General features: G+C 41.4%; 26 protein-coding genes and 1 rRNA gene. 18 read left to right on the top strand and 9 right to left on the bottom strand.

Annotated elements, in window-relative coordinates; all coding sequences use genetic code 11:
- Positions 1-5: 5 nt before the first annotated feature.
- On the bottom strand, positions 6-674 hold the full coding sequence (locus JV16_RS12525) for an SDR family NAD(P)-dependent oxidoreductase (RefSeq protein WP_021095754.1): 669 nt from the start codon (positions 672-674) through the stop codon (positions 6-8).
- Positions 675-831: 157 nt separating this feature from the next.
- On the opposite strand from JV16_RS12525, the gene JV16_RS12520 reads away from it, so the two are divergent.
- Together JV16_RS12520 and JV16_RS12515 are read left to right on the top strand one after the other, a co-directional pair.
- The gene (locus JV16_RS12520; RefSeq protein ID WP_021095755.1) at positions 832-2,478 is read left to right on the top strand and encodes an L-lactate permease; all 1,647 of its coding nucleotides are present in this window, start codon (positions 832-834) and stop codon (positions 2,476-2,478) included.
- 53 nt (positions 2,479-2,531) lie between these two features.
- Entirely contained in the window at positions 2,532-2,852 is a 321-nt protein-coding gene (locus tag JV16_RS12515) for a YfhH family protein (protein ID WP_021095756.1), read from the top strand.
- A gap of 24 nt (positions 2,853-2,876) precedes the next feature.
- Here the strand turns inward: JV16_RS12515 and JV16_RS15355 are convergent, their stop codons facing one another.
- The 3 genes from JV16_RS15355 to JV16_RS12505 form a co-directional block, all read right to left on the bottom strand.
- Complete coding sequence (locus JV16_RS15355; RefSeq protein ID WP_006322047.1) at positions 2,877-3,041, bottom strand: YpzG family protein; 165 nt, start codon at positions 3,039-3,041, stop codon at positions 2,877-2,879.
- A gap of 1 nt (position 3,042) precedes the next feature.
- The gene (locus tag JV16_RS12510; protein ID WP_035063558.1) at positions 3,043-3,210 is read right to left on the bottom strand and encodes a small, acid-soluble spore protein K; all 168 of its coding nucleotides are present in this window, start codon (positions 3,208-3,210) and stop codon (positions 3,043-3,045) included.
- A 91-nt stretch (positions 3,211-3,301) separates the two neighbouring features.
- Positions 3,302-4,279: a metal-dependent hydrolase gene (locus JV16_RS12505; protein WP_021095757.1), complete on the bottom strand. Its 978-nt coding sequence runs from the start codon at positions 4,277-4,279 to the stop codon at positions 3,302-3,304.
- A 55-nt stretch (positions 4,280-4,334) separates the two neighbouring features.
- Between JV16_RS12505 and mutY the strand changes: the two genes are divergently transcribed.
- Positions 4,335-5,423 carry an A/G-specific adenine glycosylase gene (mutY, locus tag JV16_RS12500; protein ID WP_035063560.1) on the top strand — a complete coding sequence of 363 codons (1,089 nt, stop codon included), beginning with the start codon at positions 4,335-4,337 and terminating at the stop codon, positions 5,421-5,423.
- A gap of 12 nt (positions 5,424-5,435) precedes the next feature.
- Here the strand turns inward: mutY and JV16_RS12495 are convergent, their stop codons facing one another.
- The gene (locus tag JV16_RS12495; protein WP_021095759.1) at positions 5,436-5,660 is read right to left on the bottom strand and encodes a hypothetical protein; all 225 of its coding nucleotides are present in this window, start codon (positions 5,658-5,660) and stop codon (positions 5,436-5,438) included.
- A 100-nt stretch (positions 5,661-5,760) separates the two neighbouring features.
- On the opposite strand from JV16_RS12495, the gene JV16_RS12490 reads away from it, so the two are divergent.
- From JV16_RS12490 to nikC, 7 genes are all read left to right on the top strand, one after another.
- A complete protein-coding gene (locus JV16_RS12490; protein ID WP_021095760.1) occupies positions 5,761-5,913 on the top strand; it encodes a gamma-type small acid-soluble spore protein in 153 nt (50 codons plus the stop codon).
- 99 nt (positions 5,914-6,012) lie between these two features.
- Entirely contained in the window at positions 6,013-6,543 is a 531-nt protein-coding gene (gene ntdP / locus JV16_RS12485) for a nucleoside tri-diphosphate phosphatase (RefSeq protein WP_021095761.1), read from the top strand.
- Between the two features lie 192 nt (positions 6,544-6,735).
- Positions 6,736-7,749, top strand: a complete 1,014-nt coding sequence (locus JV16_RS12480; RefSeq protein ID WP_021095762.1) for an ABC transporter ATP-binding protein — start codon at positions 6,736-6,738, stop codon at positions 7,747-7,749.
- Complete coding sequence (locus tag JV16_RS12475; protein ID WP_021095763.1) at positions 7,724-8,692, top strand: ABC transporter ATP-binding protein; 969 nt, start codon at positions 7,724-7,726, stop codon at positions 8,690-8,692. The genes JV16_RS12480 and JV16_RS12475 overlap by 26 nt, the downstream gene beginning before the upstream one ends.
- 48 nt (positions 8,693-8,740) lie before the next feature.
- Positions 8,741-10,345, top strand: coding sequence for an ABC transporter substrate-binding protein (locus tag JV16_RS12470; protein ID WP_021095995.1), 1,605 nt, complete (start codon positions 8,741-8,743; stop codon positions 10,343-10,345).
- Positions 10,346-10,410: 65 nt separating this feature from the next.
- Positions 10,411-11,415, top strand: coding sequence for an ABC transporter permease (locus JV16_RS12465; RefSeq protein WP_009360861.1), 1,005 nt, complete (start codon positions 10,411-10,413; stop codon positions 11,413-11,415).
- 15 nt (positions 11,416-11,430) lie between these two features.
- Positions 11,431-12,324, top strand: coding sequence for a nickel transporter permease (nikC, locus tag JV16_RS12460; RefSeq protein WP_021095994.1), 894 nt, complete (start codon positions 11,431-11,433; stop codon positions 12,322-12,324).
- A 31-nt stretch (positions 12,325-12,355) separates the two neighbouring features.
- On the opposite strand, the gene JV16_RS12455 is transcribed toward nikC, so the two are convergent.
- The 3 genes from JV16_RS12455 to JV16_RS12445 form a co-directional block, all read right to left on the bottom strand.
- Positions 12,356-13,429 carry an FUSC family protein gene (locus JV16_RS12455; RefSeq protein ID WP_021095993.1) on the bottom strand — a complete coding sequence of 358 codons (1,074 nt, stop codon included), beginning with the start codon at positions 13,427-13,429 and terminating at the stop codon, positions 12,356-12,358.
- 138 nt (positions 13,430-13,567) lie between these two features.
- Positions 13,568-18,037 carry a glutamate synthase-related protein gene (locus JV16_RS12450; protein ID WP_042536097.1) on the bottom strand — a complete coding sequence of 1,490 codons (4,470 nt, stop codon included), beginning with the start codon at positions 18,035-18,037 and terminating at the stop codon, positions 13,568-13,570.
- 263 nt (positions 18,038-18,300) lie between these two features.
- Entirely contained in the window at positions 18,301-19,596 is a 1,296-nt protein-coding gene (locus tag JV16_RS12445) for a glutamate-1-semialdehyde 2,1-aminomutase (protein WP_021095991.1), read from the bottom strand.
- Positions 19,597-19,729: 133 nt separating this feature from the next.
- Between JV16_RS12445 and JV16_RS12440 the strand changes: the two genes are divergently transcribed.
- From JV16_RS12440 to perR, 6 genes are all read left to right on the top strand, one after another.
- On the top strand, positions 19,730-20,725 hold the full coding sequence (locus JV16_RS12440) for an ABC transporter ATP-binding protein (RefSeq protein WP_021095990.1): 996 nt from the start codon (positions 19,730-19,732) through the stop codon (positions 20,723-20,725).
- Complete coding sequence (locus JV16_RS12435) at positions 20,718-21,509, top strand: ABC transporter permease (RefSeq protein ID WP_021095989.1); 792 nt, start codon at positions 20,718-20,720, stop codon at positions 21,507-21,509. The genes JV16_RS12440 and JV16_RS12435 overlap by 8 nt, the downstream gene beginning before the upstream one ends.
- A 4-nt stretch (positions 21,510-21,513) precedes the next feature.
- Complete coding sequence (locus JV16_RS12430) at positions 21,514-22,299, top strand: ABC transporter permease (protein WP_021095988.1); 786 nt, start codon at positions 21,514-21,516, stop codon at positions 22,297-22,299.
- A 42-nt stretch (positions 22,300-22,341) separates the two neighbouring features.
- Positions 22,342-22,740, top strand: coding sequence for a potassium channel family protein (locus tag JV16_RS12425; protein ID WP_021095987.1), 399 nt, complete (start codon positions 22,342-22,344; stop codon positions 22,738-22,740).
- A gap of 10 nt (positions 22,741-22,750) precedes the next feature.
- Positions 22,751-23,212, top strand: coding sequence for a thioredoxin-dependent thiol peroxidase (bcp, locus tag JV16_RS12420; protein ID WP_021095986.1), 462 nt, complete (start codon positions 22,751-22,753; stop codon positions 23,210-23,212).
- Positions 23,213-23,395: 183 nt separating this feature from the next.
- On the top strand, positions 23,396-23,839 hold the full coding sequence (gene perR, locus JV16_RS12415) for a peroxide-responsive transcriptional repressor PerR (protein ID WP_026011847.1): 444 nt from the start codon (positions 23,396-23,398) through the stop codon (positions 23,837-23,839).
- A 23-nt stretch (positions 23,840-23,862) separates the two neighbouring features.
- On the opposite strand, the gene JV16_RS12410 is transcribed toward perR, so the two are convergent.
- Positions 23,863-24,225: a YgzB family protein gene (locus tag JV16_RS12410; RefSeq protein ID WP_009360872.1), complete on the bottom strand. Its 363-nt coding sequence runs from the start codon at positions 24,223-24,225 to the stop codon at positions 23,863-23,865.
- Positions 24,226-24,336: 111 nt separating this feature from the next.
- Here JV16_RS12410 and JV16_RS12405 point away from each other — a divergent pair, with 111 nt between their 5' ends.
- Complete coding sequence (locus JV16_RS12405) at positions 24,337-25,209, top strand: nucleotidyltransferase-like protein (protein ID WP_021095984.1); 873 nt, start codon at positions 24,337-24,339, stop codon at positions 25,207-25,209.
- 196 nt (positions 25,210-25,405) lie between these two features.
- A 16S ribosomal RNA gene (locus tag JV16_RS12400) occupies positions 25,406-25,971 on the top strand; the annotation flags it as partial.

The following is a 25,971-nucleotide window of genomic DNA, read 5'->3' as shown; positions in this document are numbered from 1 at the left end:
TCCTCCTATTCAACGATTATTTCTGGTTGACGTTTGTATTCATTTACGATCGTTTCCGCTACTTGTTTAGGAGAACGAAGACGAGAGCGATCTTGAATATGGTTGCAATCGTCCCAAAAAGGTGTGTTCATCCCACCCATATATACAGCGGTGACGGCAACGTTCGTTCCCGCAAGCTCCTTTACAAGACTTTCGCTAAATCCGCGCACAGCAAATTTACTTGCGACATATACACTTTCGTTTACTTTGCCGCGCAAACCAGCCGTCGAAATAATGTTCATAATACTTGCTTCCTGCAACGTCTTAAAATACGGAAGAAACGCTTTTGTCATATATATTGTGCCTTTGACGTTAATGTCGATCATTTCGTGAATATGTTGCTCCGTCATTTGCTCAAGCGGTCCGAAATGACCGACACCCGCATTGTTAATGAGCATTGTTACGTTATGCTTCTGACAAAGCGTTTCAGCCGCTTTATGCACTTGTTCATTATTTGTAATATCAAGAGAAAAAGCGACTGCTTTTCCTCTAAAAGATTCGATTTGTTTTTGGACAGATTGTAGTGGCTCCTTTCTTCTCCCGACTAAAATGATTTCGTACCCTCGTTGTGCATATAAAAGGGCAAGTTCTTTTCCGAGACCCGTTCCAGCCCCTGTGATGATGATACTTTCCATTACTTTCATCCTTTCGTATATCATATATTCACAACAATATGGAAAACGTATACATAAGCAGTTGTCAAGAAGTAGTCAAATGTCATTGTGAATATATGCACAAACATATGGTATAATGTCTTATGTCATTATATTACAAAAAAGAAAGGGGAACAATATGAGCTTTTTACAAGTGATTACAGCTTCTACACCGGTATTGGCTGTCTTTCTTTTTCTCGTTTTACTGCGTTTACCGGCGGCAAAAGCGATGCCGATTAGTTTTCTTATTACTGTTATTTTATCATTATTTGTTTGGAAAATGCCCGGCATTCAAGTGGCAGCTGCAACGATTGAAGGTGTTATTGTAGCTATTTCAATTTTATGGATTATTTTCGGTGCGATTTTGTTGTTAAATACGTTGACGAAAAGTGGAGCGATGGATACGATTCGAAGCGGATTTTTAGGCATTACGCGCGACCGGCGTGTGCAAGTTATCATTATCGCATGGTTGTTTGGTGCGTTTATTGAAGGGGCAGCAGGATTTGGAACGCCTGCAGCCATCGGGGCTCCACTTCTTGTTGCTTTAGGGTTTCCGCCACTTGCTGCGGTTGTCGTTGCCCTTGTCGCAGATAGTAGCCCTGTTTCGTTCGGTGCAGTCGGAACACCGATTATTGTCGGGGTAGACCAAGGGCTTCGCGAAGGAAATTCTGTTGCCCAACAAGTGCAACAAGTGATCGGCACAGCCGATTTATCTACGTTTCTTCAAACGCTCGCAAAACAAGCAGTGTCATTTGACATTGTAATCGGTACGTTCATTCCGCTTATTTTAGTGCTTATTTTAACGCGCTTTTTTGGAGAAAATCGTTCGTGGAAAGAAGGATTTGAAATTTGGAAGTTTGCTTTATTTGCGGGGCTTAGCTTTACACTTCCAGCATTTCTCGTTGCTTCTTTTCTCGGACCAGAGTTCCCGTCCATGATCGGTGGGTTAATTGGTTTAGCGATCGTTGTCCCGGCAGCGAAAAAAGGATTTTTATTGCCAAAAGAGCCATGGGATTTTAAGAAAACAGATGGAATACAACATGTCGCGAACGTACAAAAAAATGAAATGCCACTTTTACTTGCATGGATGCCGTATGTTCTTGTGGCGCTTATTTTAGTGTTGACACGTTTGCAAAACTTGCCGCTAAAAGCATGGTTACGTTCTGTGAAAATACAGTTCAACAACATTTTAGGAACAAACATTAGCACATCGATTGAACCGTTATATTTGCCGGGAACGATTTTCCTTGTCGTCATCTTTATTACGATTTTTATGCATAAAATGAAGCGAGAAGATGTCGTGGCGACGATGAAAGAATCGGCATATACGCTGATCGGTAGCGCCATTGCACTCGGAACAGCTGTGCCGATGGTTCGCATTTTTATTAACTCTGGTGTAAACGATGCAGGGCTTGCTAGTATGCCAATTGAGTTAGCGTCGATGGTCGCCGGGGGAGTAGGGGCTGCTTGGCCGTTAGTTGCTCCTTTGATTGGGGCCCTTGGTTCGTTTATTTCCGGTAGTGCGACGTTTAGTAATATGATGTTTTCTTTATTCCAATTTAGCATTGCTGATCAAATTCAAGTGCCTCATCATATCGTCATCGCTGGCCAAATGTTAGGGGCGAATGCAGGTAACATGGTTTGTGTATTAAACGTTGTTGCAGCGGCTTCCGTTGTTGGTCTAGCTGGGAAAGAAGGAACGATCATTCGTATGACGCTCATCCCGATGCTTTATTACGTATTGATGACTGGAATATTTAGCCTTCTCTTGATCTATGTATTTTAGCTTCACTTTATGATACGATGAAAATGAAGTTGTCATAAAGTGGAGTGGGGAGAATGGACCAAAAACGGTATAGTGAAATGAGCGAATGGGAATTAAAACAAGAGATTGCCACATTAACTGAAAAAGCACGAAAAGCAGAACAAATGGGAATGGTAAACGAATACGCTGTGTATGAGCGGAAAATTGCCATGGCTAAAGCATACTTATTAAATCCCGATGACTTTCTACCGGGAGAATTTTACGAAATTGAAGGAGATCCGCAGTCGTTATTTAAACTTCAATATATAAATGGCGTATTCGCATGGGGGTATCGTTTGAATGATCCGAACACCGAAGTGGCGTTGCCCATTTCATTGCTAAAGAAAAGAGGTTGACACGTCCGCCAACCTCTTTTTTCATTAAATTTTCCTTTTACTTACTTCGGAATGTAAAATCATTAAACTTTGTGATTGTTGTGTTTCGCCATTTACTTGGGCATGAGCGTGTTTCGGGTTTGCCCATGGTTGTGGGAACGGATCGGAATAGCGGTTATCATAAAATTTTTTACGCCAATGTTTACCCATTTTATTCCTCCTCGATGTCGCCCCGTTTATCGGACGCGTGCATTCGTTCTTGAGGGTGCGTATTAATCGTGCCGTTCGCACGTTTTGATGCGTACTCTGCTTTTGCGCGTGGCTCGCCTTCTAATTTTTCATTGTTTTGATTTGGAAAGCCTCGTTCTTTATTGCTCAATGTTAGTCCCCCCAGCCGTTCATTTCGTGCTTTTTGAGCACACGTATAGTATTCGTTAATAAACGTCTATTTATGAACGAGCAAGGTTGCTTTAGCTTGGAATAAGTTCTAATTTTTTACGCAATTTCTTTTCGCTAAAAATCCATCCTGTATATGAGCTAACAATATTTAGGTCGAGATCGAGTTGGACGACTGCCACAAACGGATAATAATTTTTGCTTCGGTAACGCAAGTCGATGAAACGCACTTCATAATGATCGTTATATTCATGAATTTCCCAACGATATACAGGGGAAAACGATAAAAATGCAGCTAAATTTTCATCTTGTTTTGCTTTTTCAATGATTGGGATGTCTGGAATCGGACATTTTTCGAATATGTCAAGTACATCAATTGTCCCGTTTTGTGCGCGCGCAACGTAAAAATGGTTTGATGTCGTCACAGCTAAATGCCATTCGTTCCATTTTATTGTCGGAACGGTAATGACTTGTTCAACATCCGGAAACATTTGTTTCAACTTGCGTTTTATTGCTTGTTGTTGGCGAAAACGAATGATATAGTAACCAATGAGCACGACATATACAGCTAGAAACGTGTACCCCGCATGATGTCCGTTTAGCCATAAGACAATACCAGCTAAGTGGACGATAAAAATAAACGGATCGAACGTGTTAATGATACCGAGCGCAACCCATTTTTTTGAAAACGGACGTAACGCTTGTGTGCCATATGAATTAAAAATATCGACAAACACGTGTACACTGACGGCGATAAATGTCCAAAGGGCTACATGAAAAAAAGACGTGTCATATATATAAAAGAGAGTGACGCTAATGAGCAACGTCCAAATGAACAAAGCGGGGATCGAATGCGTCATGCCACGATGATTGCGAATATATTTCGCGTTATTTTTTAATTTAAAAACGGTGTCAATATCAGGTGCTTGTGACCCAACGAGCGTGCCGATCAGCACGGCATGCGCAAGCGTCGGATCGTTAGCGATCGCTGGATCGAACGTAGCTAATCCACCTAATGCAAACCCCATTAAAACGTGTGTACCTGTATCCAAATAAAAGGCCTCCTTTTTCTGATTGGACTTACTTTTAGTTTACCACCTTGGAGGAATGAACGTGAAAGAAAATGTACAACAAATATTGGCTCATTTTCATATTAAGCAGTTTCAACATGATTTAATTCATTGGTTTCAAACAGAGCAACGCGATTTACCGTGGCGAAAAGATAAAGACCCTTACAAAATATGGGTATCTGAAGTGATGCTTCAACAAACGCGAGTCGATACAGTCATCCCTTACTTTTATCATTTTATCGAAAAGTTCCCGACTTTAGACTCCTTAGCTGAAGCAGAGGAAGAAGAAGTGTTGAAGGCGTGGGAAGGGCTCGGCTATTACTCGCGTATTCGTCATTTGCATGAAGCGGTAAAAGAAGTGAAAGAAAAGTACGGAGGGTGTGTACCTGCGTCCAAAGAACAGTTTTCTTCATTAAAAGGGGTTGGGCCTTATACAACAGGGGCGGTGTTAAGCATCGCTTATGGCATTCCGGAACCAGCGGTAGATGGAAATGTCATGCGAGTATTGTCGCGCATTTTTTATATAACAGACGATATTGCGAAAGGAAGTACAAGAAAAAAGTTTGAAAACATTGTTTCCCATATTATTTCACACGACAATCCGTCTGATTTTAATCAAGCGTTAATGGAACTTGGTGCACTCGTTTGCACGCCGAAAAACCCGAGTTGCTTTCTATGTCCTGTTCAGCGTCATTGCCGTGCGTTTGCAGAAGGGGTAGAAACAGAGCTACCTGTAAAAACAAAAGGGAAAGCCCCGAAACGTGTTTCTTTTCGTGCCATTGTGCTTATGAATGAAAAGGGAAATATACTCATTCAAAAACGCCCGCCTCGTGGATTATTGGCGAATTTATGGCAATTCCCAAATGATGAACATGCTCCAACACGAAACGATGAATCCTTTGTAAAAGAAATAAGTGAACGATATCATGTCGTCATTCGTTCGATGGAGCGAATCGGTTCATTTGAGCACGTCTTTTCCCATGTTGTATGGCATATTGAAGCATATAAAGGGAACGCGCTTGAATTACAAATGGGAGATGAAACGAATAAATGGGTGACGATCGATGAACTTAAGCAATATGCGTTCCCGGTTATATATCAAAAAATATGGCAAGCGTACGAGTAAAGGCAACTGCCTTTACTCGTAAAATACGCGCGTTCCGTTCGTATATGTCGCTTCGTTTCGCTGTAAACCGCCTCTTGCTTCAATTTCTTCCACAATTTCACGATGCATTGTTTGTCCCTCCGCGTTTAAATACGGAGTGACTTGTTGAAGAGCATGATGAAAAAACGCTAACTCGCTATCTTTCCACTGCTGTTTAGGAATCATTTGCAAGGCTGTTAAATCGCGTCCAATATACATCGTTCTCACCTCTTTATGTAGTGTAGAAAGTGAAACAAAAAATTATTCATACGGATATTTTTTAAACGGATAGTACAAAGTAATGAGCGTGGAGGTGAGAATGATGAAGCCAAACAAAACAGTTGCAGGAACAAACATTCAACATGTGAAACAGCAAAATGCTGGTCAGTACGGAACAGAGTTTTCAACTGAAACAGATGTTCAACATGTGAAACAACAAAACGCAAAAGCAGAAGCGAAGAAAAATCAATAACAGGCAAAGGGCATCGGTTTTCGTCCGATGCTCTTTTTCTTCATTGCTTATTAACGGTATAATAGAGGAAAAAGCGTCGAATGAAAGTAGGGAATGTGTATGGAGTATCCACAAACAGGGGCGATCATTCAAATTCATAGTTATAAACATGACGGGCATATCCATCGTGCATGGAAAGAAACTGTTGTGCTAAAAGGAAGCGAAGAAGAAGTGATTGGCGGCAACGATCGTACACTTGTGACAGAGGCGGATGGGAGAACGTGGGTGACGCGTGAGCCGGCCATTTGTTTTTTTTATGCAAAACATTGGTTTAACATTATTGCGATGATTCGCGCTGAAGGAGTATATTACTATTGCAACATTAGCTCGCCTTACGTTTGGGATGGGGAAGCGTTAAAATACATCGATTATGACTTAGATATTAAAGTATTTCCGAACGGTCAATACGACATATTAGATCACGATGAATATGAGCGTCATCGCGAACAAATGAACTACCCTGAAATTATTGATAAAGTTTTAAAAAATAATGTTCAAAAATTAATTCAATGGATTAAAGAGAAAAAGGGGCCATTTGCCCCTGAAGTAGTTGAACATTGGTATAAAAAGTTTATTATGTGTAGAAAGTGAAAATGATACATACATGAACAAAAAAACAACGGTTACTTACTAATGGCCGTTGTTTTTTATTTTTTATAAACAATGATTAAATTTTTTGAATTTTTTTATTGTATTTTTTTAATATTCGTGTAATAATTTGAAACGTAACATAAAAGTTATTTTAAAAATATAAATTTTCTGTATATAGAAGGAGTGGCTTCCGTGGGAGATGAAGCGATTTTACGAGTAAAAAGCTTAAAAACATGCTTTTTCACAGACGAAGGAGAAGTTCCTGCGGTTGATGGCGTAGACTTTTACATAAATAAAGGCGAAATTTTAGGTGTTGTCGGTGAATCGGGCTGTGGAAAAAGTGTTACATCGCTCTCTATTATGGGATTGTTGCCAAAAGGAATCGGAAAAATTACAGATGGCGAAATATGGTTTAAACATGAAAATATTGCGTTAGCATCGGAAAAACGGATGAAAGAAATACGTGGGAATGAAATGGCGATGATTTTCCAAGAGCCGATGACGTCGTTAAATCCGCTTTTTACGATCGGTAACCAAATGATTGAAGCGATTCGTATTCATGAAAAAATAAGCAAACTAGAAGCGCGAAAGCGAGCCATTGATATGCTTAAACTTGTCGGTTTGCCTCGTGCTGAGGAGATCATTGATGAATATCCGCATCAGCTATCAGGAGGCATGCGGCAGCGCGTGATGATTGCGATGGCGATGGTATGCAATCCATCTTTATTAATTGCAGACGAGCCAACGACTGCTTTAGACGTGACGATTCAGGCACAAATTTTACATTTGATGAAACAGTTAAACGAACAATTCGGCACAGCGATTATGATGATCACACACGATTTAGGAGTCGTCGCTGAAATGTGTCATCGCGTCGTTGTTATGTATGCGGGAAAAATCATTGAAGAAGGGGATGTTCAAACGATTTTTCGAAATCCAAAACATCCATATACGATTGGACTTATTCGTTCTGTTCCAGATATTCGGGAAAGAAAAGCACGTTTATATTCTATTCCAGGAAGCGTACCGAAGCCGGGCTCGATTAAACAAGGTTGTCGTTTTGCGGCAAGATGCGAGCAAGCATTTGAGCGGTGCTTTTCCCAAAATCCTGATTTATACGAAGTAGAACAAGGCCATCGCGCGCGTTGTTTTTTGTATACAAAGGAGGAAAACGTCATCCATGAACGAACCGTTACTACAAGTTAAAGGGTTAAAAAAATATTTTCCCATTACGGCAGGTTTATTTAATAAACAAATTGGTCAAGTGAAAGCGGTCGATGATTTATCGTTCGTTGTTTACAGAGGAGAAACGCTAGGTATTGTCGGGGAGAGCGGCTGCGGAAAATCGACGACGGGGCGTATGCTTATGCGGCTTATTGAGCCAACGGAAGGATCTATTTTATTTGAAAAGGAAGAAGTGACAAAACTATCGCCCCAACAATTAAGAAAAGTGCGTCGCGATATGCAAATGATTTTTCAAGACCCGTTTGCATCGCTTAATCCGCGCCATACAGTAGAAAAAATTTTAGAAGAACCGCTGATCGTCCATGGAATTGGGTCAAAGGAAGAGCGACGAAAAAAGGTGCGGGAGATGTTGGAAGTTGTTGGATTAAGTAGCTATCATGCGAAACGTTATCCGCATCAATTTAGCGGAGGACAACGACAACGTATCGGTATCGCTCGCGCATTGATGACGAAACCGAAGCTCATTATCGCGGATGAGCCCGTTTCAGCACTAGATGTGTCTATTCAGGCACAAGTGCTCAACTTACTAGAAGATTTACAAAAAGAGTTTGGTTTGACATATATTTTTATCGCTCACGACCTTGGTGTCGTGCGTCATATTAGCGATCGTGTTGGCGTCATGTATTTAGGACGAATGGTTGAACTCGCTAGCAGCGAAGAGCTATATCGCCATCCGAAACATCCATACACAAAAGCGTTGCTTGAAGCTGTTCCGATTCCAGATCCGGAATATAAAAAAGAAAAGCAACTGCTTACCGGGGATTTACCGAGTCCATCAAATCCACCAACAGGTTGCGCTTTTCATACACGATGTCAAGCATGTATGGATATTTGTAAAACGACAAAACCAGAATGGAAAGAAGTTGGAAATGGGCATTACGTCGCCTGCCATCTTTATACATAAAGATGGCTAGGTGATGAAATATATATTATTCACTAAGGGGGAAAAGAAATGAAGAAAAAATGGTTATTAACCATGCTTACGTTTCTTCTTGTAGCAGCGACTGCGCTTGCAGGTTGCGGCAAGTCGGAACAAACAGGTGGAGGCAAAACGGAAGAAGCCGAAAAGCCAACGACGCTCGTCTATGGACGCGGCGGTGACTCTGTTGGGTTAGATCCAGCAACAGTGACAGATGGTGAATCGTTTAAAGTAACAAAAAACATTTTTGACACACTTCTAGACTATAACGATGGTGATACAACGATTCAACCAGCATTAGCGGAAGAATGGACAATTTCTGACGACGGCTTAACGTACACGTTCAAGCTTCGTGAAGGTGTAAAATTCCATGACGGAACAGATTTTAACGCAGAAGCTGTTGTATTTAACTTTGAACGTTGGGCAAACGGGAATGCAGATACGTTCCCTTATTATGGCTCAATGTTTGGTGGATACAAAAATGATGAAGGGCATGTCATTAAAGAAGTAAAAGCGTTAGATGAACATACGGTGCAGTTCGTTTTAAAACGTCCGCAAGCGCCATTCTTAAAAAATCTTGCGATGGTACCGTTTGCGATCGCTAGCCCTGAAGCAATTAAAAAATATGGCGACAAATTCGGTGAAAATCCTGTTGGAACAGGTCCATTTGTCTTTAAAGAGTGGAAGCGCAATGAGCGCATCGTGCTTGAGAAAAACAAGGAATATTGGTTAGAAGGTCATCCGAAACTTGATAAGTTAATTTTCGTATCGATTCCAGACAACTCTGCACGCCTCAATGCGTTGTTAAAAGGCGAGATTGATATTATGGAAGATTTGAATCCTTCTGATTTAGCTCAAGTAGAAGGAAATAAAGATTTCCAAGTGTTTAAACGTCCTTCGATGAACGTCGGTTATGTCGGATTAACTGTTACACGCGGTCCATTAGGCAATAAACTCGTTCGTCAAGCGTTGAATCATGCGGTAGATAAACAAGCGATTATTGATGCGTTTTATGCAGGTCAAGCACAACCGGCGAAAAACCCATTACCGCCAAGCATTCCTGGCTACAACGACGCGATTCAAGACTATCCGTATGATTTAGAAAAAGCAAAACAATTACTTGCGGAAGCTGGTTATCCAAACGGCTTTGAAATGGAATTATGGGCGATGCCTGTTCCACGTCCATACATGCCAGACGGACAAAAAGTAGCCGAAGCGTTACAAGCAAGCTTTGCGAAAATTGGCGTAAAAGCAAAAATCGTTACGTATGAATGGGCGACATACTTAGATAAAGTGGCAAAAGGAGAAGCAGACGCCTTCTTGCTCGGTTGGACGGGCGATAACGGTGATGCAGACAACTTCTTATATGCGTTGCTTGATAAAGATAGCATTGGCAGCAACAACTACACGTACTATGCAAACGATGAGTTACACAACATTTTAATCGAAGCACAAACAGTTAGCGATGAAAACAAACGAAACGAATTGTACAAGAAAGCACAAGAAATTATTAAAGAAGACGCACCATGGATTCCGCTCGTACACTCAACACCGTTATTAGCAGGTAAGGCAAACATTGATGGATTTAATCCGCATCCGACAGGAACGGATAAATTTACAAAAGTACAGTTTAAATAACATTTGTGTTGAGGGAGGGGAGGGAATCCTCTCCCTTTCCATCATGTCAGAAAGGAGTGAAACGTATGTTTTCATATACGGTCAAACGCATTTTAACGGTCATTCCTGTTTTGCTTGGCATGTCGCTCGTCGTGTTTTTTATGATTCGTGCCATTCCGGGAAATCCTGCGCAAGTCATTTTAGGACAAAAGGCGACGAAAGAAGCGGTAGAGGCGTTAACGCATAAACTCGGATTAGACCAACCGTGGTACATTCAATACATGAAATATCTTGGCGGATTATTAAAAGGGGATTTAGGGGAATCCATTCGCACGGGGGTTGCGGTTTCACAAGAAATTTGGCCATATTTAGCGGCGACATTAGAACTATCGCTTGCAGCGATGTTCATTGCTGTGGTGATTGGTGTCAATGCAGGTATTATTAGCGCATGGTTTCAAAACTCTTGGTTTGATTATGTTGCGATGGTTTTAGCGCTGATTGGGGTTTCGATGCCTATTTTTTGGCTCGGGTTGATGGAACAATGGATTTTTGCGATTAACTTAGATTGGTTCCCGACATCTGGACGAGAAGATGTACGAAATCCAATTGAACCGATTACCCATTTATATGTCATTGATACGTTGATTCAAGGAAATACAGATCAGTTTTTTCAAACATTGCAACACTTAGTGCTTCCAAGTGTCGCTTTAGCGACAATTCCAATGGCTATTATTGCTCGTATGACTCGTTCAAGCATGCTTGAAGTGATGAAGTCGGATTATATTCGTACGGCACGTGCGAAAGGATTAAGCATGTTTTGGGTTGTGTACAAGCATTCGTTAAAAAATGCGATCATTCCTGTATTGACGGTCATCGGTTTACAAATGGGGTTGTTACTTGGCGGGGCGATTTTAACGGAAACGATTTTTAGTTGGCCGGGAATTGGTCGGTACATTTATGAAGCGATTGGCTATCGTGATTATCCTGTCATTCAATCAGGCATTTTAATTGTTGCGATGATTTTTATTTTTATTAATTTAATTGTTGACCTTCTATATGCTGCAATTGATCCGCGAATTAAATATAACTAAAAGGAGGGGAGCGCATTGGCTGAGCTGGCACGAAACGAGGGAAATGTTGTACAGCAAGAAGAAAAAGCAACATCGTTATGGAAAGAAGGATGGATTCGCTTTCGAAAAAATAAAATGGCGCTCATCGGAAGTGGCATTGTGCTATTTTTCATTTTGCTTGCCATTTTCGCACCATTTATCGCTCCGTACGATATGAATGACCAACAACTATCCATGCGTTTGCAAGCACCATCGAAAGATCATATATTTGGAACAGATGATTTTGGACGAGACATTTTTTCTCGTGTTGTTTATGGGGCACGCATTTCGTTATGGGTCGGATTTTTTTCTGTGTTAGGTTCGGTTGTAATCGGCTCTTTACTTGGAATTATCGCAGGATACTATGGACGATGGGTTGATGCGGTGATTTCGCGCGTATTTGACATTATGCTCGCATTTCCGAGCATTTTATTAGCGATTGGAATTGTGGCGGTTTTAGGACCGTCATTGAAAAATGCGCTCATTGCGATCGCGGTCATTAACATTCCGAACTTCGGGCGTCTCATTCGTTCGCGTGTATTAAGCATTAAACAGGAAGAGTATATTACAGCGGCGAAAGCAATTGGCATGAGTGATGCGCGCATTTTATTCCACCACATTTTGCCGAATAGTATGGCGCCTATTATTGTTCAAGGCACGCTTGCGATTGCAACGGCTATTATTGAAGCGGCAGCCCTCGGATTTCTTGGGTTAGGAGCACAGCCACCAAACCCGGAATGGGGGAAAATGCTAGCGGATTCAAAAGCATATTTAACGCAAGCACCATGGACGATGATTTTTCCGGGATTGGCAATCATGTTAACAGTATTAGGATTTAACTTAATGGGGGATGGATTGCGCGATGCGCTTGATCCGCGTATGAAAAGCTAAAAGATGTCCCGTTTGTATGTCGGGACATCTTTTATTCTTGCTCTGGGGTAGGGACGACGTGCTCTTCTTTATGGTAATGATGGAAGCTTTCGATCAGCGTGTCTAAATGTTCAAGCTGATGGCTATACTCAATAATTGCTCCGATAAGTGGAAATAGTTGATAATTTTCTTGCTTAATGCTTTGCTCAGCATAATGGTTTAAAAACGAGTGGATTAATCCTTTTTTTCCAGAGCATGCTTCTGTAACGAATTGTGATTGTGGATCAGACTTTACCTTCCCAATGAACTTTAGCAATATTTGATCGTGATAATTTAACAAACAGTCGAGTTCGTTTTTTATGGCGTCTTGAAGTTCAGCAGATGTATGTGCTAGCTCGTTTTCTAAACGATGCAACAATTTTAATGTTTCTAGCGCTCGATTTGTTGCGACAATCATTTGGCGATATAACACAAGTTTACGCGATTTGCTATATTTATGCTTGCGAAAATATGTCCGTTCTTCTTTGTAAAGCAAATAAAGTTGGTCTAGTTTCATCATGTTTTCTTTAAATTTTTCGATGTCTTCTTTTAATAAATGATGTTCAGACGCGTGTCGTACATTCATGCGAATCCATTTTAAAATATGTTCGGTATATTCCACAATTTTAGTATACAGCTTCTTTTCGTATTTTGGCGGTAGAAACACTAAATTAACGATAAATGCTGCGAACACGCCTAGCATAATGGTTGAAAAGCGAATAAGCGCAAATTCAATAAAGTGTTCTTCGGTATATTCCATAATTGCAATAACTGTCACAAGCGCAACAGAAATAGAAGATTCTAAACGAAGACGAAGAAATAACGCAATGACTAAAATGGCGGTTAGCCCAATAATAAATGGGTCGTGCCCGAAAACAAGCGTAAAAACGATCGCGAAAACTGCACCAATGACATTTGCTTGCACTTGTTCAATTAAAGATAAGTATGAACGGTAAATCGTTGGCTGCATGGCAAATACTGCTGAAATACCAGCAAACACAGGAGAAGGCAACTGCAACAGTTTCGCTAAAACTAATGCAAACGTAATCGCAATCCCGGTTTTAAAGACGCGGGCTCCAAGTCTCATCGTCGCTCAAATTCCTTTCTTTTTCATCATCTTGTTAGAACAACAAACAAATATACATGTTTTTCATCAGTATATCAAGATAAAAGGAAAAAAATTAAAAGAACTGCCCCATTTTTTTGAGGCAGTTCTTTTTGACGTTTATTCTGTCGATACGGATGGATCGGCTTGTTCTTTTTTCGGAATGACTTGGAAAAAGTGTTGCTCTGGTTGTTCCAACAACGGTTGAAGTGTTGCTGCTTCTTCATGCTGTTCATGTTCGATAAGTAAATCAATATATGTGCGAAGTAGTTCTTTGACGTCCGCTTTTCCTTTTTCGTTTAGCGGCTGAATCGCGACGTTTGCGCCTTTGGCGATTCGGCGTTCGAGGGCGGCTTTCGTTAAGCCCATTTCTGGTTGATGACGTAAATAAACGACACCGCCTGTCATTCCTGCACAAATCCATGGACCTGGGTCGCCGAGAACGAGCCCGCGTCCGTTTGTCATATATTCAAAGGCAAATCCTTTAATGTTAGCGTGAACACCGATATTGCCGTGTTCAACTTCAGGAATTGGTTTTGTCACTTGACCACCGATAATCATATCCGCTCCTGATAAGCGAATGCCTGCGCGTGCGTCAGCGTTTCCTTGTACGATTAGCAATCCTTTTTGTGCTCCGTAGCCAAATCCTTTCCCGACTGATCCGTTGTAAAACTTTCCGTCTTTTCCTTTCGCTTTAAAGACGAAAATACCTCCGCCAAACGTTGTCTTTCCAGTTCCGTCTTGCGCTCCACCGTCAACATGAATATGAATGCCAGCGACGTTATATGCACCGAGTCCATTGCCAGGTACAGATCCATCTTTATAACGAAGGGATATGTTTGGCAGCTTTTTATACGATCCGTCCAATCGACCACGCACACGATGGCATGCGACGCGGCTGCCGAGTACGCGTTGTTCAGCTGTGACAGTTGAAAATTCGCGTGAACGGTGTAAGTCTTCAACGTGATAATCTAAATATTCAGCTCCAGCTGCAACGGCCAGTTTTCCTTCTTCCGATGTCGCCGCGACTTCTTTTTGATACCATTGACCGATTTCTAACGGTTTTAATAACGTTGTTAAATTCATCCGATCACGTCCGCGCGTTTGTTCAAGCAAATCAGAGCGACCGACAAGCTGTTGTAAGTTCGTATAGCCGAGCGAGGCGGTGAGCGCTTTTAGTTCCTCTCCAAATGCTGTAAAGAAACGAACTAAGTTTTGTACCGCTTGCTCGAATTGTCTCGGAACGAAACGGCGTAAACCATGTTCTTTCGCTTGTGCTTCCGATTCAATTTGCGTGGCGATTCCGACATGGCATGTATCTAAATGACAACCGCGACATGTTGTACATCCGATCGCAATCATCGCTAATGTGCCGAAGCCAACGCGGTTGGCGCCGAGAAGCATCACTTTGATCACGTCCATCGCGCTTTTTATGCCGCCATCTGCCCAAATTTCAACTTGGTGGCGCAATCCGGCTTCTAAAAGCGCGTTGTGCGCCGCTTTCACGCCAATTTCTACAGGTAAGCCAACGTGTTGAATGGCATGAATGCGCGCAGCTCCTGTTCCACCGTCGAAGCCGCTTAGCGTAATAATGTCCGCACCAGCTTTTGCGATGCCGACAGCAATCGTTCCAATATTAGGGACGACTGGTACTTTGACAGCGACTTTTGCTTGGTCGTTTGCTGTTTTTAATTCAGCAATCATTTGCGCTAAGTCTTCAATCGAGTAAATGTCATGGTTGTTTGACGGTGAAATTAAATCAGAGCCGATCGTTGCGTTCCGTGCTTCAGCGATTTTAGCTGTCACTTTCGAACCTGGCAAATGACCACCTTCACCCGGTTTTGCTCCTTGCCCGATTTTAATTTCTAGTAAATTCGATGAGTTCAGCAGTTCAGCATTGACGCCAAATCGTCCAGAAGCGACTTGTTGCCCGCGCGTGCGCGGATATTTGCCGAGCATATCTTTAATTTCGCCACCTTCACCGTTTAAGCTGATCATGTTGAGGCGATTCGCTGCTTCGGCATATGCACGAAAGGCAATTTCATTTTGTGAACCGAATGACATCGAAGCAATGACAAACGGCAAGCTATGTTCACCAACTGAAATGTCGACTTGCTCCTTTTTGGCTGGCGTGCTTGCCAGTTTTAAATCAGTTAAATGACGAATGGCTGTTGGTGTCCCCGTTTCGATTTCTGTCAATTTGTCACGATAGCTGTCGTATGAGCCGGTTTGAGCTACTTCGCCAATCGCTTTCCAAATGCGTGGGAAGACGTGAAACGTTTTGCGCAACTTTGCTTGTTCTGTTTCAAAATCGTTTGCGCGTGCGATGGCGTCTTGTTTTAATGCTTCAAAATTTTGGGCAAGCGAATCAGAACCAAAAAAGTTAACAATATTTAATACAGCTGCGACTTCTTCATGCAAGCCGATCGATGAAAAGAGACGGCTGTATCCGCGTAATTCATGAATACCAATCGTTGAAATGACTTTTTCAAGCCCTTTATTTAACGCTTGGAACAAATGAATCGCTGGTCGAGTGGACGAATCAGCCACTGTCGCAAACATTAAATATGGGCTAATGACGTTTGCGCCAAGTCCGTATGCAACGATGAAATCATGCAACGAACGAATCGCTCCAGAACGAAGAAGAAGCGAACAGTTTCTTCGCAATTGCGCTTTTGTTAACGCTTGATCGATGGCCGATATAACAAGAAGTGGATCGATCCATAAATGACCATTTTGATGCGCTTTTGCATCGTCAATGACAAGCAACGTTTTTCCGTTTGCCGCAGCTGCACATGCTTCTTCGCTTAAACGGGCGAGCGCCATTGGAATCGTTTCATGTTCAAAAGACGTAGCTGATATAAAGTACGTCAATTGTTTTTCTTCAAATGTATGAACGAGTTGATCGTACGATGGTTGCTGTAACGTTTCTGCACATTCATTTCCGAGTTTTCCCTCAATTAAAATAGGTGAAAGAAGCTCAACGGTGTAAGGATGTTCCTCATTTGAGACGATACTTGGTCGTTTTCCAACGACAACGCGTGTAGAAAAATGTTCTGTTTCGCGGTCGCGGTCAATGGCAGGGTTTGTTACAACAGCCACACTTTCTTTTATAAAATCAGCAATATTTTTTCGCTCAGGATCGATCGCTGCAAGCGGAGCATCGTGTCCGAGCGAGCGAATAGGTTCTGCTCCTTTTTCTGCCATTTGTTCGAGCAATTGAATATGTTCGCGGTCCCAACCAAATGCAGCGTATTGTCCGTTATGCACTTTTGTTGGTTGAGCCATAAGTACGTATGTTTTTAACGTTGGCGTTTGGAGACGTTGGCGCATATTCTCGATATTTAAACGATTTCGAATACGATTGTATACTTCTTGTTGATAATCTGCGTATTCATACACACGAATTGTTCCATCCGCTTGCCATTTTAATCCGATTTTTTCTCCCGGTGCGAGCGGTTTTGGTTCCCCTGTATATTCGCACACAGGAATAATGCCTGGCTCAGATGCAAATACGTAACGGTGTTCTGTTTCAATTTTCCAAAGCGGACGCAACCCGAGCGCATCGACGCTAAATACTGCTTCATCTGCATGGCGAGAAATGATGCCTGCAGGTCCTTGGGCGAAATGTCCCCAAGCTTCGCGAATGTAAGTATATAAATCTTGTAAATGTGCTGGATAGTTTTTTATTTCGTTTACAATTGGCGGGAATAAAAAGTCCATTGCTTCAAATAACGTATAGCCATCACGATAAATAAGCGTTTCCATCGTTCGGCTCAAGTCTTGCGAATCGCTTCCGCCGTTTGTCAATGGAACACCGATCATTGTTGCCTCTTCACGTAGTTTGGCAATCGTGTTAATTTCACCGTTATGACCTAAGACGCTAAACGGTTGTACACGGAAAAAGTTTGATAGTGTATTTGTTGAATAGCGATTATGGCCAAGCGTCATCGTAGATGCGACAAGCGGGCTCGCTAAGTCGTGATAATATTTTGGTAAAATATCTCCAGCCCCCATCACTTTGTAAATGGCGTGATGGTTGCTAAGAGAAGCGACATGAATATGTTCATCTTTCTCGATTTCAACCGTTAATTCAAATAATGTTTTAGATAACGTTTCGTTTTTGTTTGGTAAAAGGGCTACTTGCCAAAATACAGGCTCCTCGCGTAAAGCGATTGGACCGAGCGCTGAAGAAGAGGTCACGCGATCGGATTCAAAAATGAGAGTGAGATGAAATTGAGCAAACAATTGACGCATACGTGCTTTTTTCTCTTCGACATTCGTTGTTCGCGTAATAAATATATGGCCAACAATAAAATCGTCGCGGTCGACGAGTTGAGGATCAAGATGGGCAGCAGCAAATTTTTCTTTCCAAAGCGCTTTCGGAATGTCAATATGAATACCGACGCCATCTCCTTCACCATTGATAAATCCGGCGCGATGATTCATTGTGACGAGGGCGTTAATACATGTTGTAATGTTTTCCTTTGTCGGAATGCGTCGTTTTTCAACCGCAGCGACAATTCCACACGCATCGTGTTCGTGTTCATAAAAATGTTGAAATGAAGTTGGATTCCACCGTTGTTTCATAGCATGCGGCTTGTAAGCGGCTTATTGCTCGCTTCTCGCCTTCGCCACCTCCCACACAAAACTTTTTTAAGAAATAAAATTTTCTGAATTTTATAGTCTATATTAGCATGTTTGCAAAAGAAAATCAATTATTTATTCATATTTTTGGATATAATATTCAGTTCATGTAACAAAACGTTCACGAATGATGTAAGCGTTTACATTGTTTTTGAACATAAAAAACGAGGTAGGAATGGATTTCCTCCCTCGTTACGATTGTATATTTATTCATTTTTTAAGGATTTAAATGCGCGTCCTACCGCTTCGATTGTATATTCAATATCTTCTTCTGTGTGGGCTAATGTAATAAACCATGCTTCATATTTCGAAGGGGCGAGATTAATGCCTTGATGAAGCATAAGTTTGAAAAATTTTGCGAACATCTCTCCATCTGTCCGTTCCGCTTGTTCATAGTTTTCTACTTTTTCTGTCGTGAAGTATACAGTGAGCGCTCCTTTTAGGCGGTTAATCGTAATAGGAATATCGTATGTTTTCGCATGTGTTAAAATGCCAGCCTCTAACATCGCACCGAGGTGATCGAGATGTTCGTACACGCCTTCTTGTTGTAATACTTCTAAACAAGCAATACCTGCTAAAATGGACGCAGGATTTCCCGCCATCGTTCCTGCTTGGTAAGCTGGGCCAAGCGGAGCTACTTGTTCCATAATGTCTTTTCTACCGCCGTATGCACCGATTGGTAAACCACCGCCGATAATTTTTCCGAGTGCCGTTAAGTCTGGCTCGATCCCAAGCAAGTTTTGAGCACCGCCATACATAAAACGGAAAGCGGTGATCACTTCATCATAAATGACAAGTGCGCCAGCTGCATGGGCGATGTCGTTTATCGCTTGTAAAAAGCCTGGTTTCGGTTCGACGATCCCGAAGTTACCGACAATTGGTTCAACGAGAACGGCAGCTACTTCGCTTCCCCAACGATCCATCGCTTGTTTAAAAGCATCTACGTCATTAAAAGGAACAGTAATGACTTCTTGAGCGATGCTTTTTGGTACGCCCGCTGAGTCAGGTGTTCCTAATGTAGATGGGCCAGAACCAGCTGCAACAAGAACGAGATCGGAATGTCCGTGATAGCAACCTGCAAATTTTACAATTTTATCGCGACCTGTGTAAGCGCGAGCGACACGAATTGTCGTCATGACAGCTTCTGTTCCTGAGTTGACGAAACGTACTTTCTCGAGAGAAGGAATCGCTTCTTTTAACATTTTCGCGAACGTAATTTCATACGGTGTTGGCGTCCCATATAAAACGCCGTTTTCAGCCGCCTGTTGAATAGCTTTTGTAATGTGTGGATGAGCATGTCCGGTAATAATAGGACCGTACGCTGCTAAATAATCAATATATTTATTGCCGTCTACATCCCAAAAGTATGCCCCTTGCGCTCTTTCCATCACGACGGGTGCACCGCCTCCAACAGCTTTATATGAACGGGAAGGGCTGTTGACACCGCCGACGATATGCTCAAGCGCTTCTTGGTGTAATTGTTCAGACTTCGTAAAATTCACGCGAAGCCTCCTCCTTTTATGTAAAAATTGTTTCACGGTGTTTATTTTATCACATTTATTTGAGCACACCATTTGTTGAGTTTAAACATTTTCGTTACACTATTAAATAGTGATTTCATGAGAGGTGAGGAACATGTATGCGATTGAAGTAGAAAAACTACGTAAGGAATTTAAGTCATACTCTAGCCGCTCCGGTTTAGCTGGGGCGTTTCGTGATTTGTTTACGAGAAACTATAAAATAATTCGAGCTGTGGACGATATTTCGTTTACTGTTAAACAAGGGGAAATGGTTGGCTACATTGGAGAAAATGGGGCAGGTAAATCGACGACAATAAAAATGTTAACAGGAATTTTAACGCCGACATCTGGACGAGTCGTTGTAAATGGAATGAATCCGCATAAAGAGCGGGAACGTTTCGTGCAGACGATCGGCGTTGTGTTTGGGCAACGATCACAATTATGGTGGGATATCGCCGTGCAAGAGTCGTTTCGATTGTTGAAAAAAGTATATCGTGTCTCTGATCAAGATTATAACGAGCATATGGATCACGTGATTGAAACGTTAGATATTGGTCCGTTGCTTGATAAGCCTGTGCGCAAGTTATCGCTCGGTCAGCGAATGCGCTGTGAATTAGCAGCTGCGCTCATTCATAATCCGCCACTTTTATTTTTAGATGAGCCGACGATCGGTTTAGATGTGCTTGTAAAGTTAAAAATTCGTCAATTTTTAAAAGAAATTAATGAAAAATACAACACGACGATTTTATTAACGACGCACGATATGACAGATATTGAAGCGCTTTGTGAACGCGTCATTATGCTTGACGAAGGAAAAATCATTTACGATGGATCATTGCAACGTTTAAAGCAAAATTGGGGAGAAGGAAAGCAAATTCATTTTCAATTTCGCGATATCGTCCCAAAAGAAGAGCTTATGCTACTTGTTGATGCGACGTGGGAACAAGGGGAAGATCGATATAGTTGGATTGCGCATGTTCGTGCAACGGATATGGCACATGTTATTGGAAAAGTCGTTTCTTCCTATGAATTAAAAGATATTCACATTCGTGAAGTATCGACGGAAGAAATTATTCGCAACATTTATGAAGAAGGGATTCATCATGGGTAAATACATTGAAATGATTCGTATGCGTTTTTTAATGATGTTAGCTTATCGCACGAATTATTATAGCGGTATTTTTATTTATAGTATTAATATTGGCGCGTATTATTTTTTATGGTCCGCCATTTATGGAGGGCAACCGTCTATTCAAGGAATGACAGTTGAACAAATGACGACATATGTCGCGATCGCTTGGATGGCAAGAGCGTTTTATTTTAATAACATTGATCGTGAAATTGCGATGGAAATTCGCGAAGGAAAAGTGGCGATTGAACTTATTCGTCCGTACAACTATTTAATTATGAAAACGATGCAAGGGCTTGGGGAAGGGATTTTCAGATTACTTTTCTTCTCACTTCCCGGAATGATTATCGTCACATTCGTTTTTTCGCTTCAATTTACAACGAATGTTCATACGTGGGGATATTTTGCTTTGTCGACAATGCTTAGTTTTATTATTAACTCTCAGCTCAATTTAATAGCTGGGATGGTCACGTTTTTTACGTTAAATGGGGAAGGATTGCTTCGCGCCAAACGATTTGTTATTGATTTATTTTCAGGGCTTATTTTGCCAATTAGTTTTTATCCCGAGTGGGCACAACATATCATGCACTATTTGCCGTTTCAAGCGATTAGTTACATTCCAAGTATGATTTTTACGGAAAGCTTTACAGGGGATGCTGTGATTAAAGGAATGATGTTTCAAGCGGTTTGGTGCGTCGTATTAATTGTGCCGATTTACGTATTATGGAAAGCAGCCAAACGAAAACTCATCATTCAAGGGGGGTGAACATATGTTTTATATATCGATTTTTTTTCAATATATGAGTCAATATGTAAAAACAAAGCTGCAATATCGTACCGATTTGCTCGTTGAGTTTTTGTCTGATTTAATGTTTCAAGGTGTGAATTTAATTTTTATCCTTGTTGTATTTGGACATACGCAATTATTAAACGGATGGACGCGCGATGAAATTATTTTCATCTACGGCTTCTTTTTAGTTCCTTTTTCTTTGTTTGCTGCGTTTTTTAATATTTGGGATTTTAACGAAAGATATATTGTGCGTGGGGAAATGGACCGTGTATTAACCCGTCCTGTGCATAGTTTGTTCCAAATTGTGCTTGAACGAATGGAGTTAGAGTCGCTCCTCGGAGGAATTACTGGTTTAATTGTTATGGGGTATGCCGTATCAAGATTACATTTATCGTTTCATTGGTATGATGTCATTTTATTTGTGTTGTTCGTTTTAGGAGGGACGTTCGTTTACGCGGGCATTTTTATTTCATTAGCAAGCATTAGTTTTTGGTCTGATGCGCGCAGTTCGATTATGCCGATGATGTATAATATAGGAAACTACGGAAGATACCCTGTCGATATTTACAATCGCGTTATTCGCTACGTTTTAACATGGGTTTTGCCGTTTGCGTTTGTTGGTGTATATCCGTCAGCGTATTTTTTGCGTAAAACGGAATGGTATACGTACTCGTTTTTGACGCCGGTGATGGGAATTGTTTGTTTTACATTGTCGGTGCTGTTATGGAATGCGGGTGTCAAACGTTATCGTGGTGCCGGGAATTAAATTAAACATCCTCTCGTATATATGAGGACAGGAGGGGATGTTGTGACGTATATATGGATTGGGATTATTGCATTTATCATATGTATGAGTTTTTTTTCCTTTTGGCAGACGAAGCGTTCTGTCATTTCGATAAAAAACTTTATTGCCATTTTATTTGTGTATTCAACGACGATGATTGGCTTTGCGCTTGTATATACGATTTTGCATATAAATGGACATGTTGTGATGATGGAAAATGGGAAGAATATAGAGGCTTCTAACTTTTTGCAATATGTCGAAACAAGTTTATATTTTAGTGCAGTCACTTTGCTTTCGGTCGGCTATGGGGATGTTGTGCCGATTGGAATCGGTCGGTGGATTGCGATGGTCGAAGCGTTGCTCGGCTATGCGCTACCTGCCGCTTTTGTTGTTCGAACAGTGATGGATGTAGAAAGAAGGTAGGAGGAGAAATATGAAAGCACCTGATTTTACATTGCCAGCAAGCAACGGAGAAAACGTGACGTTGTCGCAATTTCATGGGAAGTATGTCGTATTATATTTTTATCCAAAAGATATGACGCCAGGATGTACGACAGAGGCTTGCGAGTTTCGCGATCATCATGAAGTATTTGAGGAACTTGGAGCGGTTGTAATCGGTATTAGCCCTGATTCAATTGTTCGGCATAAAAAATTTATTGAAAAACATCGCTTGCCGTTTTTACTTCTTGCTGATGAAAAACAAGACGTAGCAAAGGCGTATGACGTATGGAAGTTAAAGAAAAATTTCGGGAAAGAGTATATGGGGATTGAGCGTTCGACGTTTTTAATCGATCCAAACGGTCAAATCGTGAAAGAGTGGAGAAAAGTAAAAGTAAATGGGCATGTCGAAGAAGTGTTGAACGCTTTAAAAGAGGCGGTTGGCTCAAACAAATAAAAGGATCGTTGCGTACGATATAGTAGAGCACACACCTCCTCAAATATGTATGCGGCGATTCCTTAAAGGGTCGCCTTTTTTCTTACCTAAAAATACAATTGACAAACAGTTTCATTTTTTTGTACACTATTTATAAAAATTATAAAGTAATAATTATAATTTTTATAAATGAAAGTGAGGTGCATGACGGTGACGCACGCACATCAATTAAAAGAAGCGCTTCACACGTTGAAAGAAACCGGCGTCCGTATTACACCGCAACGTCATGCGATACTCGAATATTTGATTCAGTCCATGTCCCATCCAACAGCGGATGAAATTTATAAAGCTTTGGAAGGAAAATTTCCAAATATGAGTGTCGCAACTGTGTATAACAATTTGCGTGTGTTTAAAGAAGTCGGTCTTGTCAAAGAACTAACGTACGGGGATGCGTCAAGTCGTTTTGATTTTGTTACGACACATCATTATCATGTGATTTGCGAAACGTGTGGAAAAATTGTCGATTTTCATTACCCAGGCTTAGATGAAGTCGAAGATTTAGCGGCGCATGTGACGGGATTTAAAGTTAGTCATCATCGGATGGAGATTTACGGAACGTGTCCAGACTGTCAAAAAGGACATCATTAAAAAAGCTGGTAGCGACGCGGCTATCAGCTTTTTTTGTTTCTTGTTTTTCGATTATATTTTTCATCAAATTCTTTTCCTTCAAGTGTTGGATCGAGTGTAAGTGGCTCGTTGCAGTACATACATACATCGACCCGTCCTAACATTTTTGTTACTTTATTGCATGAAGGACAGACAACTTGTACCGTTTTTGTTGACAACATTCCAATCCAAAAATAGACAACTGTACTTGCGATAATAAACAACAAACCTAAAATCATAAATAATGTCATAACAATAGGCGATGTGCGGAAAAATATACCCGCATACATCACGAAAAATCCGATAAAAATTAAACTTAACGCAAACGTACGAATTTTGTTGATCTTGCTCGAATATTTCACACCCACATATATCTCCTCCTAGGCATAACTATATCATAAGTTTTGAATAATAAGCAGGAGTTTTTTTAAAATTGTCGAATACGGTCAAACAATGTTGAAAAGTGGAGGAATCGGTTTATGGAAGATGTGTTGCGTCCGATTTACCAAGAGCGAGCAAGTCATCCACAAACGCTTGGAATTTTAATGATTGAAAAAGGGTCGGATTACTCTCCGGAGACGGATTTGTTTGATGTCGTTTTATTTGTTATCGTTCGGGAAGGGAGAGAACCGATTTTTATTAAACATTATGCGTTTGAGGAAAAAAGCGCGTCTTTGCACATTGTAGATGAACGTCAAGTGAAAGAATGGGTGTTGTTCGGTTCAAATCGAAAAGTGATGAATTGGTTGCTGAATGGGAAAGTTTTATTTGATCGGAATGAATATATCGAGCAGTGGCGGCAACGTCTATTGCAGTTTCCAGTAGACGAAAGAAAAGTAAAGATGGGAATAGAATTTGCTAAGTTAGTACGTCGCTATATAGAAGGACGAAGTTTTTTTGAAAAAGATCAATGGCTTGATGCGTACAATCACGTATTACATGCACTTCATCACTTAGCCCGTCTGTCTATTATCGAAAATGGTTTTTATCCCGAAGTAACCGTATGGAACCAGGTGAAACATATTGAACCACAAATTCATAAACTATATGCTGAGTTAGTTGGAAGTGAAGAACCGCTTGATAAACGATTGCAATTGCTATTTTTAGCAAGCGATTTTTTTATCCATTCGAAGTTGAAACAAGGGGCAAGTCACTTGATACACGTGCTTCAAAAAAAGAAAACGTCATGGTCTATGGCGGAGTTGCTCGATGAACAAGAGTTGGCGGTATACGGGGTTGATTTAGCTATTTTGCTTGAATTTCTAGTTGAAAAACATATACTTTCCGTTGAAAAAATTGCAACGAAAGGGCAAGGAGTGTTTCATAGACACTACATGGTTGAAAAAAAATAAAGAAAAGGTGTTGACGTTTAAAAATGTTCGTGATATATTTTTAATCGTCGCTGCTGAGATGTAGCGGCGGTTAAAAATAAAGGTTGTTGACATCAAGTTTATGATGTGATACTATAAGAAAGTCGCTTCAAAAGCGACGAGATGTTCCTTGAAAACTGAACGAAGCGAAAAGCGTACAGAAGCTAAGGATAACTTTTCTATGGAGAGTTTGATCCTGGCTCAGGACGAACGCTGGCGGCGTGCCTAATACATGCAAGTCGAGCGGACGATTCAAAAGCTTGCTTTTGAATCGTTAGCGGCGGACGGGTGAGTAACACGTGGGCAACCTGCCCTGTAGACGGGGATAACACCGAGAAATCGGTGCTAATACCGGATAACACGAAGAACCGCATGGTTTTTCGTTGAAAGGCGGCGCAAGCTGTCGCTACAGGATGGGCCCGCGGCGCATTAGCTAGTTGGTGAGGTAATGGCTCACCAAGGCGACGATGCGTAGCCGACCTGAGAGGGTGATCGGCCACACTGGGACTGAGACACGGCCCAGACTCCTACGGGAGGCAGCAGTAGGGAATCTTCCGCAATGGACGAAAGTCTGACGGAGCAACGCCGCGTGAGCGAAGAAGGCCTTCGGGTCGTAAAGCTCTGTTGTTAGGGAAGAACAAGTACCGCAGTCACTGGCGGTACCTTGACGGTACCTAACGAGAAAGCCACGGCTAACTACGTGCCAGCAGCCGCGGTAATACGTAGGTGGCAAGCGTTGTCCGG

Source organism: Anoxybacillus ayderensis, from assembly GCF_000833605.1.
GTDB lineage: Bacteria > Bacillota > Bacilli > Bacillales > Anoxybacillaceae > Anoxybacillus > Anoxybacillus ayderensis.
Note: the sequence above shows the minus strand (reverse complement) of the source record. Positions and strands in the feature narration are given on the sequence as shown.

Coding starts and splice junctions, on each gene's coding strand:
- bcp (WP_021095986.1), top strand. CDS start 22,751: ATGAAAGCACCTGATTTTACATTGCCAGCAAGCAACGGAGAAAACGTG.
- JV16_RS12475 (WP_021095763.1), top strand. CDS start 7,724: ATGAACGAACCGTTACTACAAGTTAAAGGGTTAAAAAAATATTTTCCC.
- ntdP (WP_021095761.1), top strand. CDS start 6,013: ATGGAGTATCCACAAACAGGGGCGATCATTCAAATTCATAGTTATAAA.
- JV16_RS12450 (WP_042536097.1), bottom strand. CDS start 18,037: ATGAAACAACGGTGGAATCCAACTTCATTTCAACATTTTTATGAACAC.
- JV16_RS12405 (WP_021095984.1), top strand. CDS start 24,337: ATGGAAGATGTGTTGCGTCCGATTTACCAAGAGCGAGCAAGTCATCCA.
- JV16_RS12495 (WP_021095759.1), bottom strand. CDS start 5,660: ATGTATATTGGACGCGATTTAACAGCCTTGCAAATGATTCCTAAACAG.
- perR (WP_026011847.1), top strand. CDS start 23,396: ATGACGGTGACGCACGCACATCAATTAAAAGAAGCGCTTCACACGTTG.
- JV16_RS15355 (WP_006322047.1), bottom strand. CDS start 3,041: ATGGGTAAACATTGGCGTAAAAAATTTTATGATAACCGCTATTCCGAT.
- JV16_RS12455 (WP_021095993.1), bottom strand. CDS start 13,429: ATGAGACTTGGAGCCCGCGTCTTTAAAACCGGGATTGCGATTACGTTT.
- JV16_RS12440 (WP_021095990.1), top strand. CDS start 19,730: ATGTATGCGATTGAAGTAGAAAAACTACGTAAGGAATTTAAGTCATAC.
- JV16_RS12490 (WP_021095760.1), top strand. CDS start 5,761: ATGATGAAGCCAAACAAAACAGTTGCAGGAACAAACATTCAACATGTG.
- JV16_RS12525 (WP_021095754.1), bottom strand. CDS start 674: ATGGAAAGTATCATCATCACAGGGGCTGGAACGGGTCTCGGAAAAGAA.
- JV16_RS12470 (WP_021095995.1), top strand. CDS start 8,741: ATGAAGAAAAAATGGTTATTAACCATGCTTACGTTTCTTCTTGTAGCA.
- JV16_RS12430 (WP_021095988.1), top strand. CDS start 21,514: ATGTTTTATATATCGATTTTTTTTCAATATATGAGTCAATATGTAAAA.
- JV16_RS12465 (WP_009360861.1), top strand. CDS start 10,411: ATGTTTTCATATACGGTCAAACGCATTTTAACGGTCATTCCTGTTTTG.
- JV16_RS12520 (WP_021095755.1), top strand. CDS start 832: ATGAGCTTTTTACAAGTGATTACAGCTTCTACACCGGTATTGGCTGTC.
- mutY (WP_035063560.1), top strand. CDS start 4,335: ATGAACGTGAAAGAAAATGTACAACAAATATTGGCTCATTTTCATATT.
- JV16_RS12435 (WP_021095989.1), top strand. CDS start 20,718: ATGGGTAAATACATTGAAATGATTCGTATGCGTTTTTTAATGATGTTA.
- JV16_RS12515 (WP_021095756.1), top strand. CDS start 2,532: ATGGACCAAAAACGGTATAGTGAAATGAGCGAATGGGAATTAAAACAA.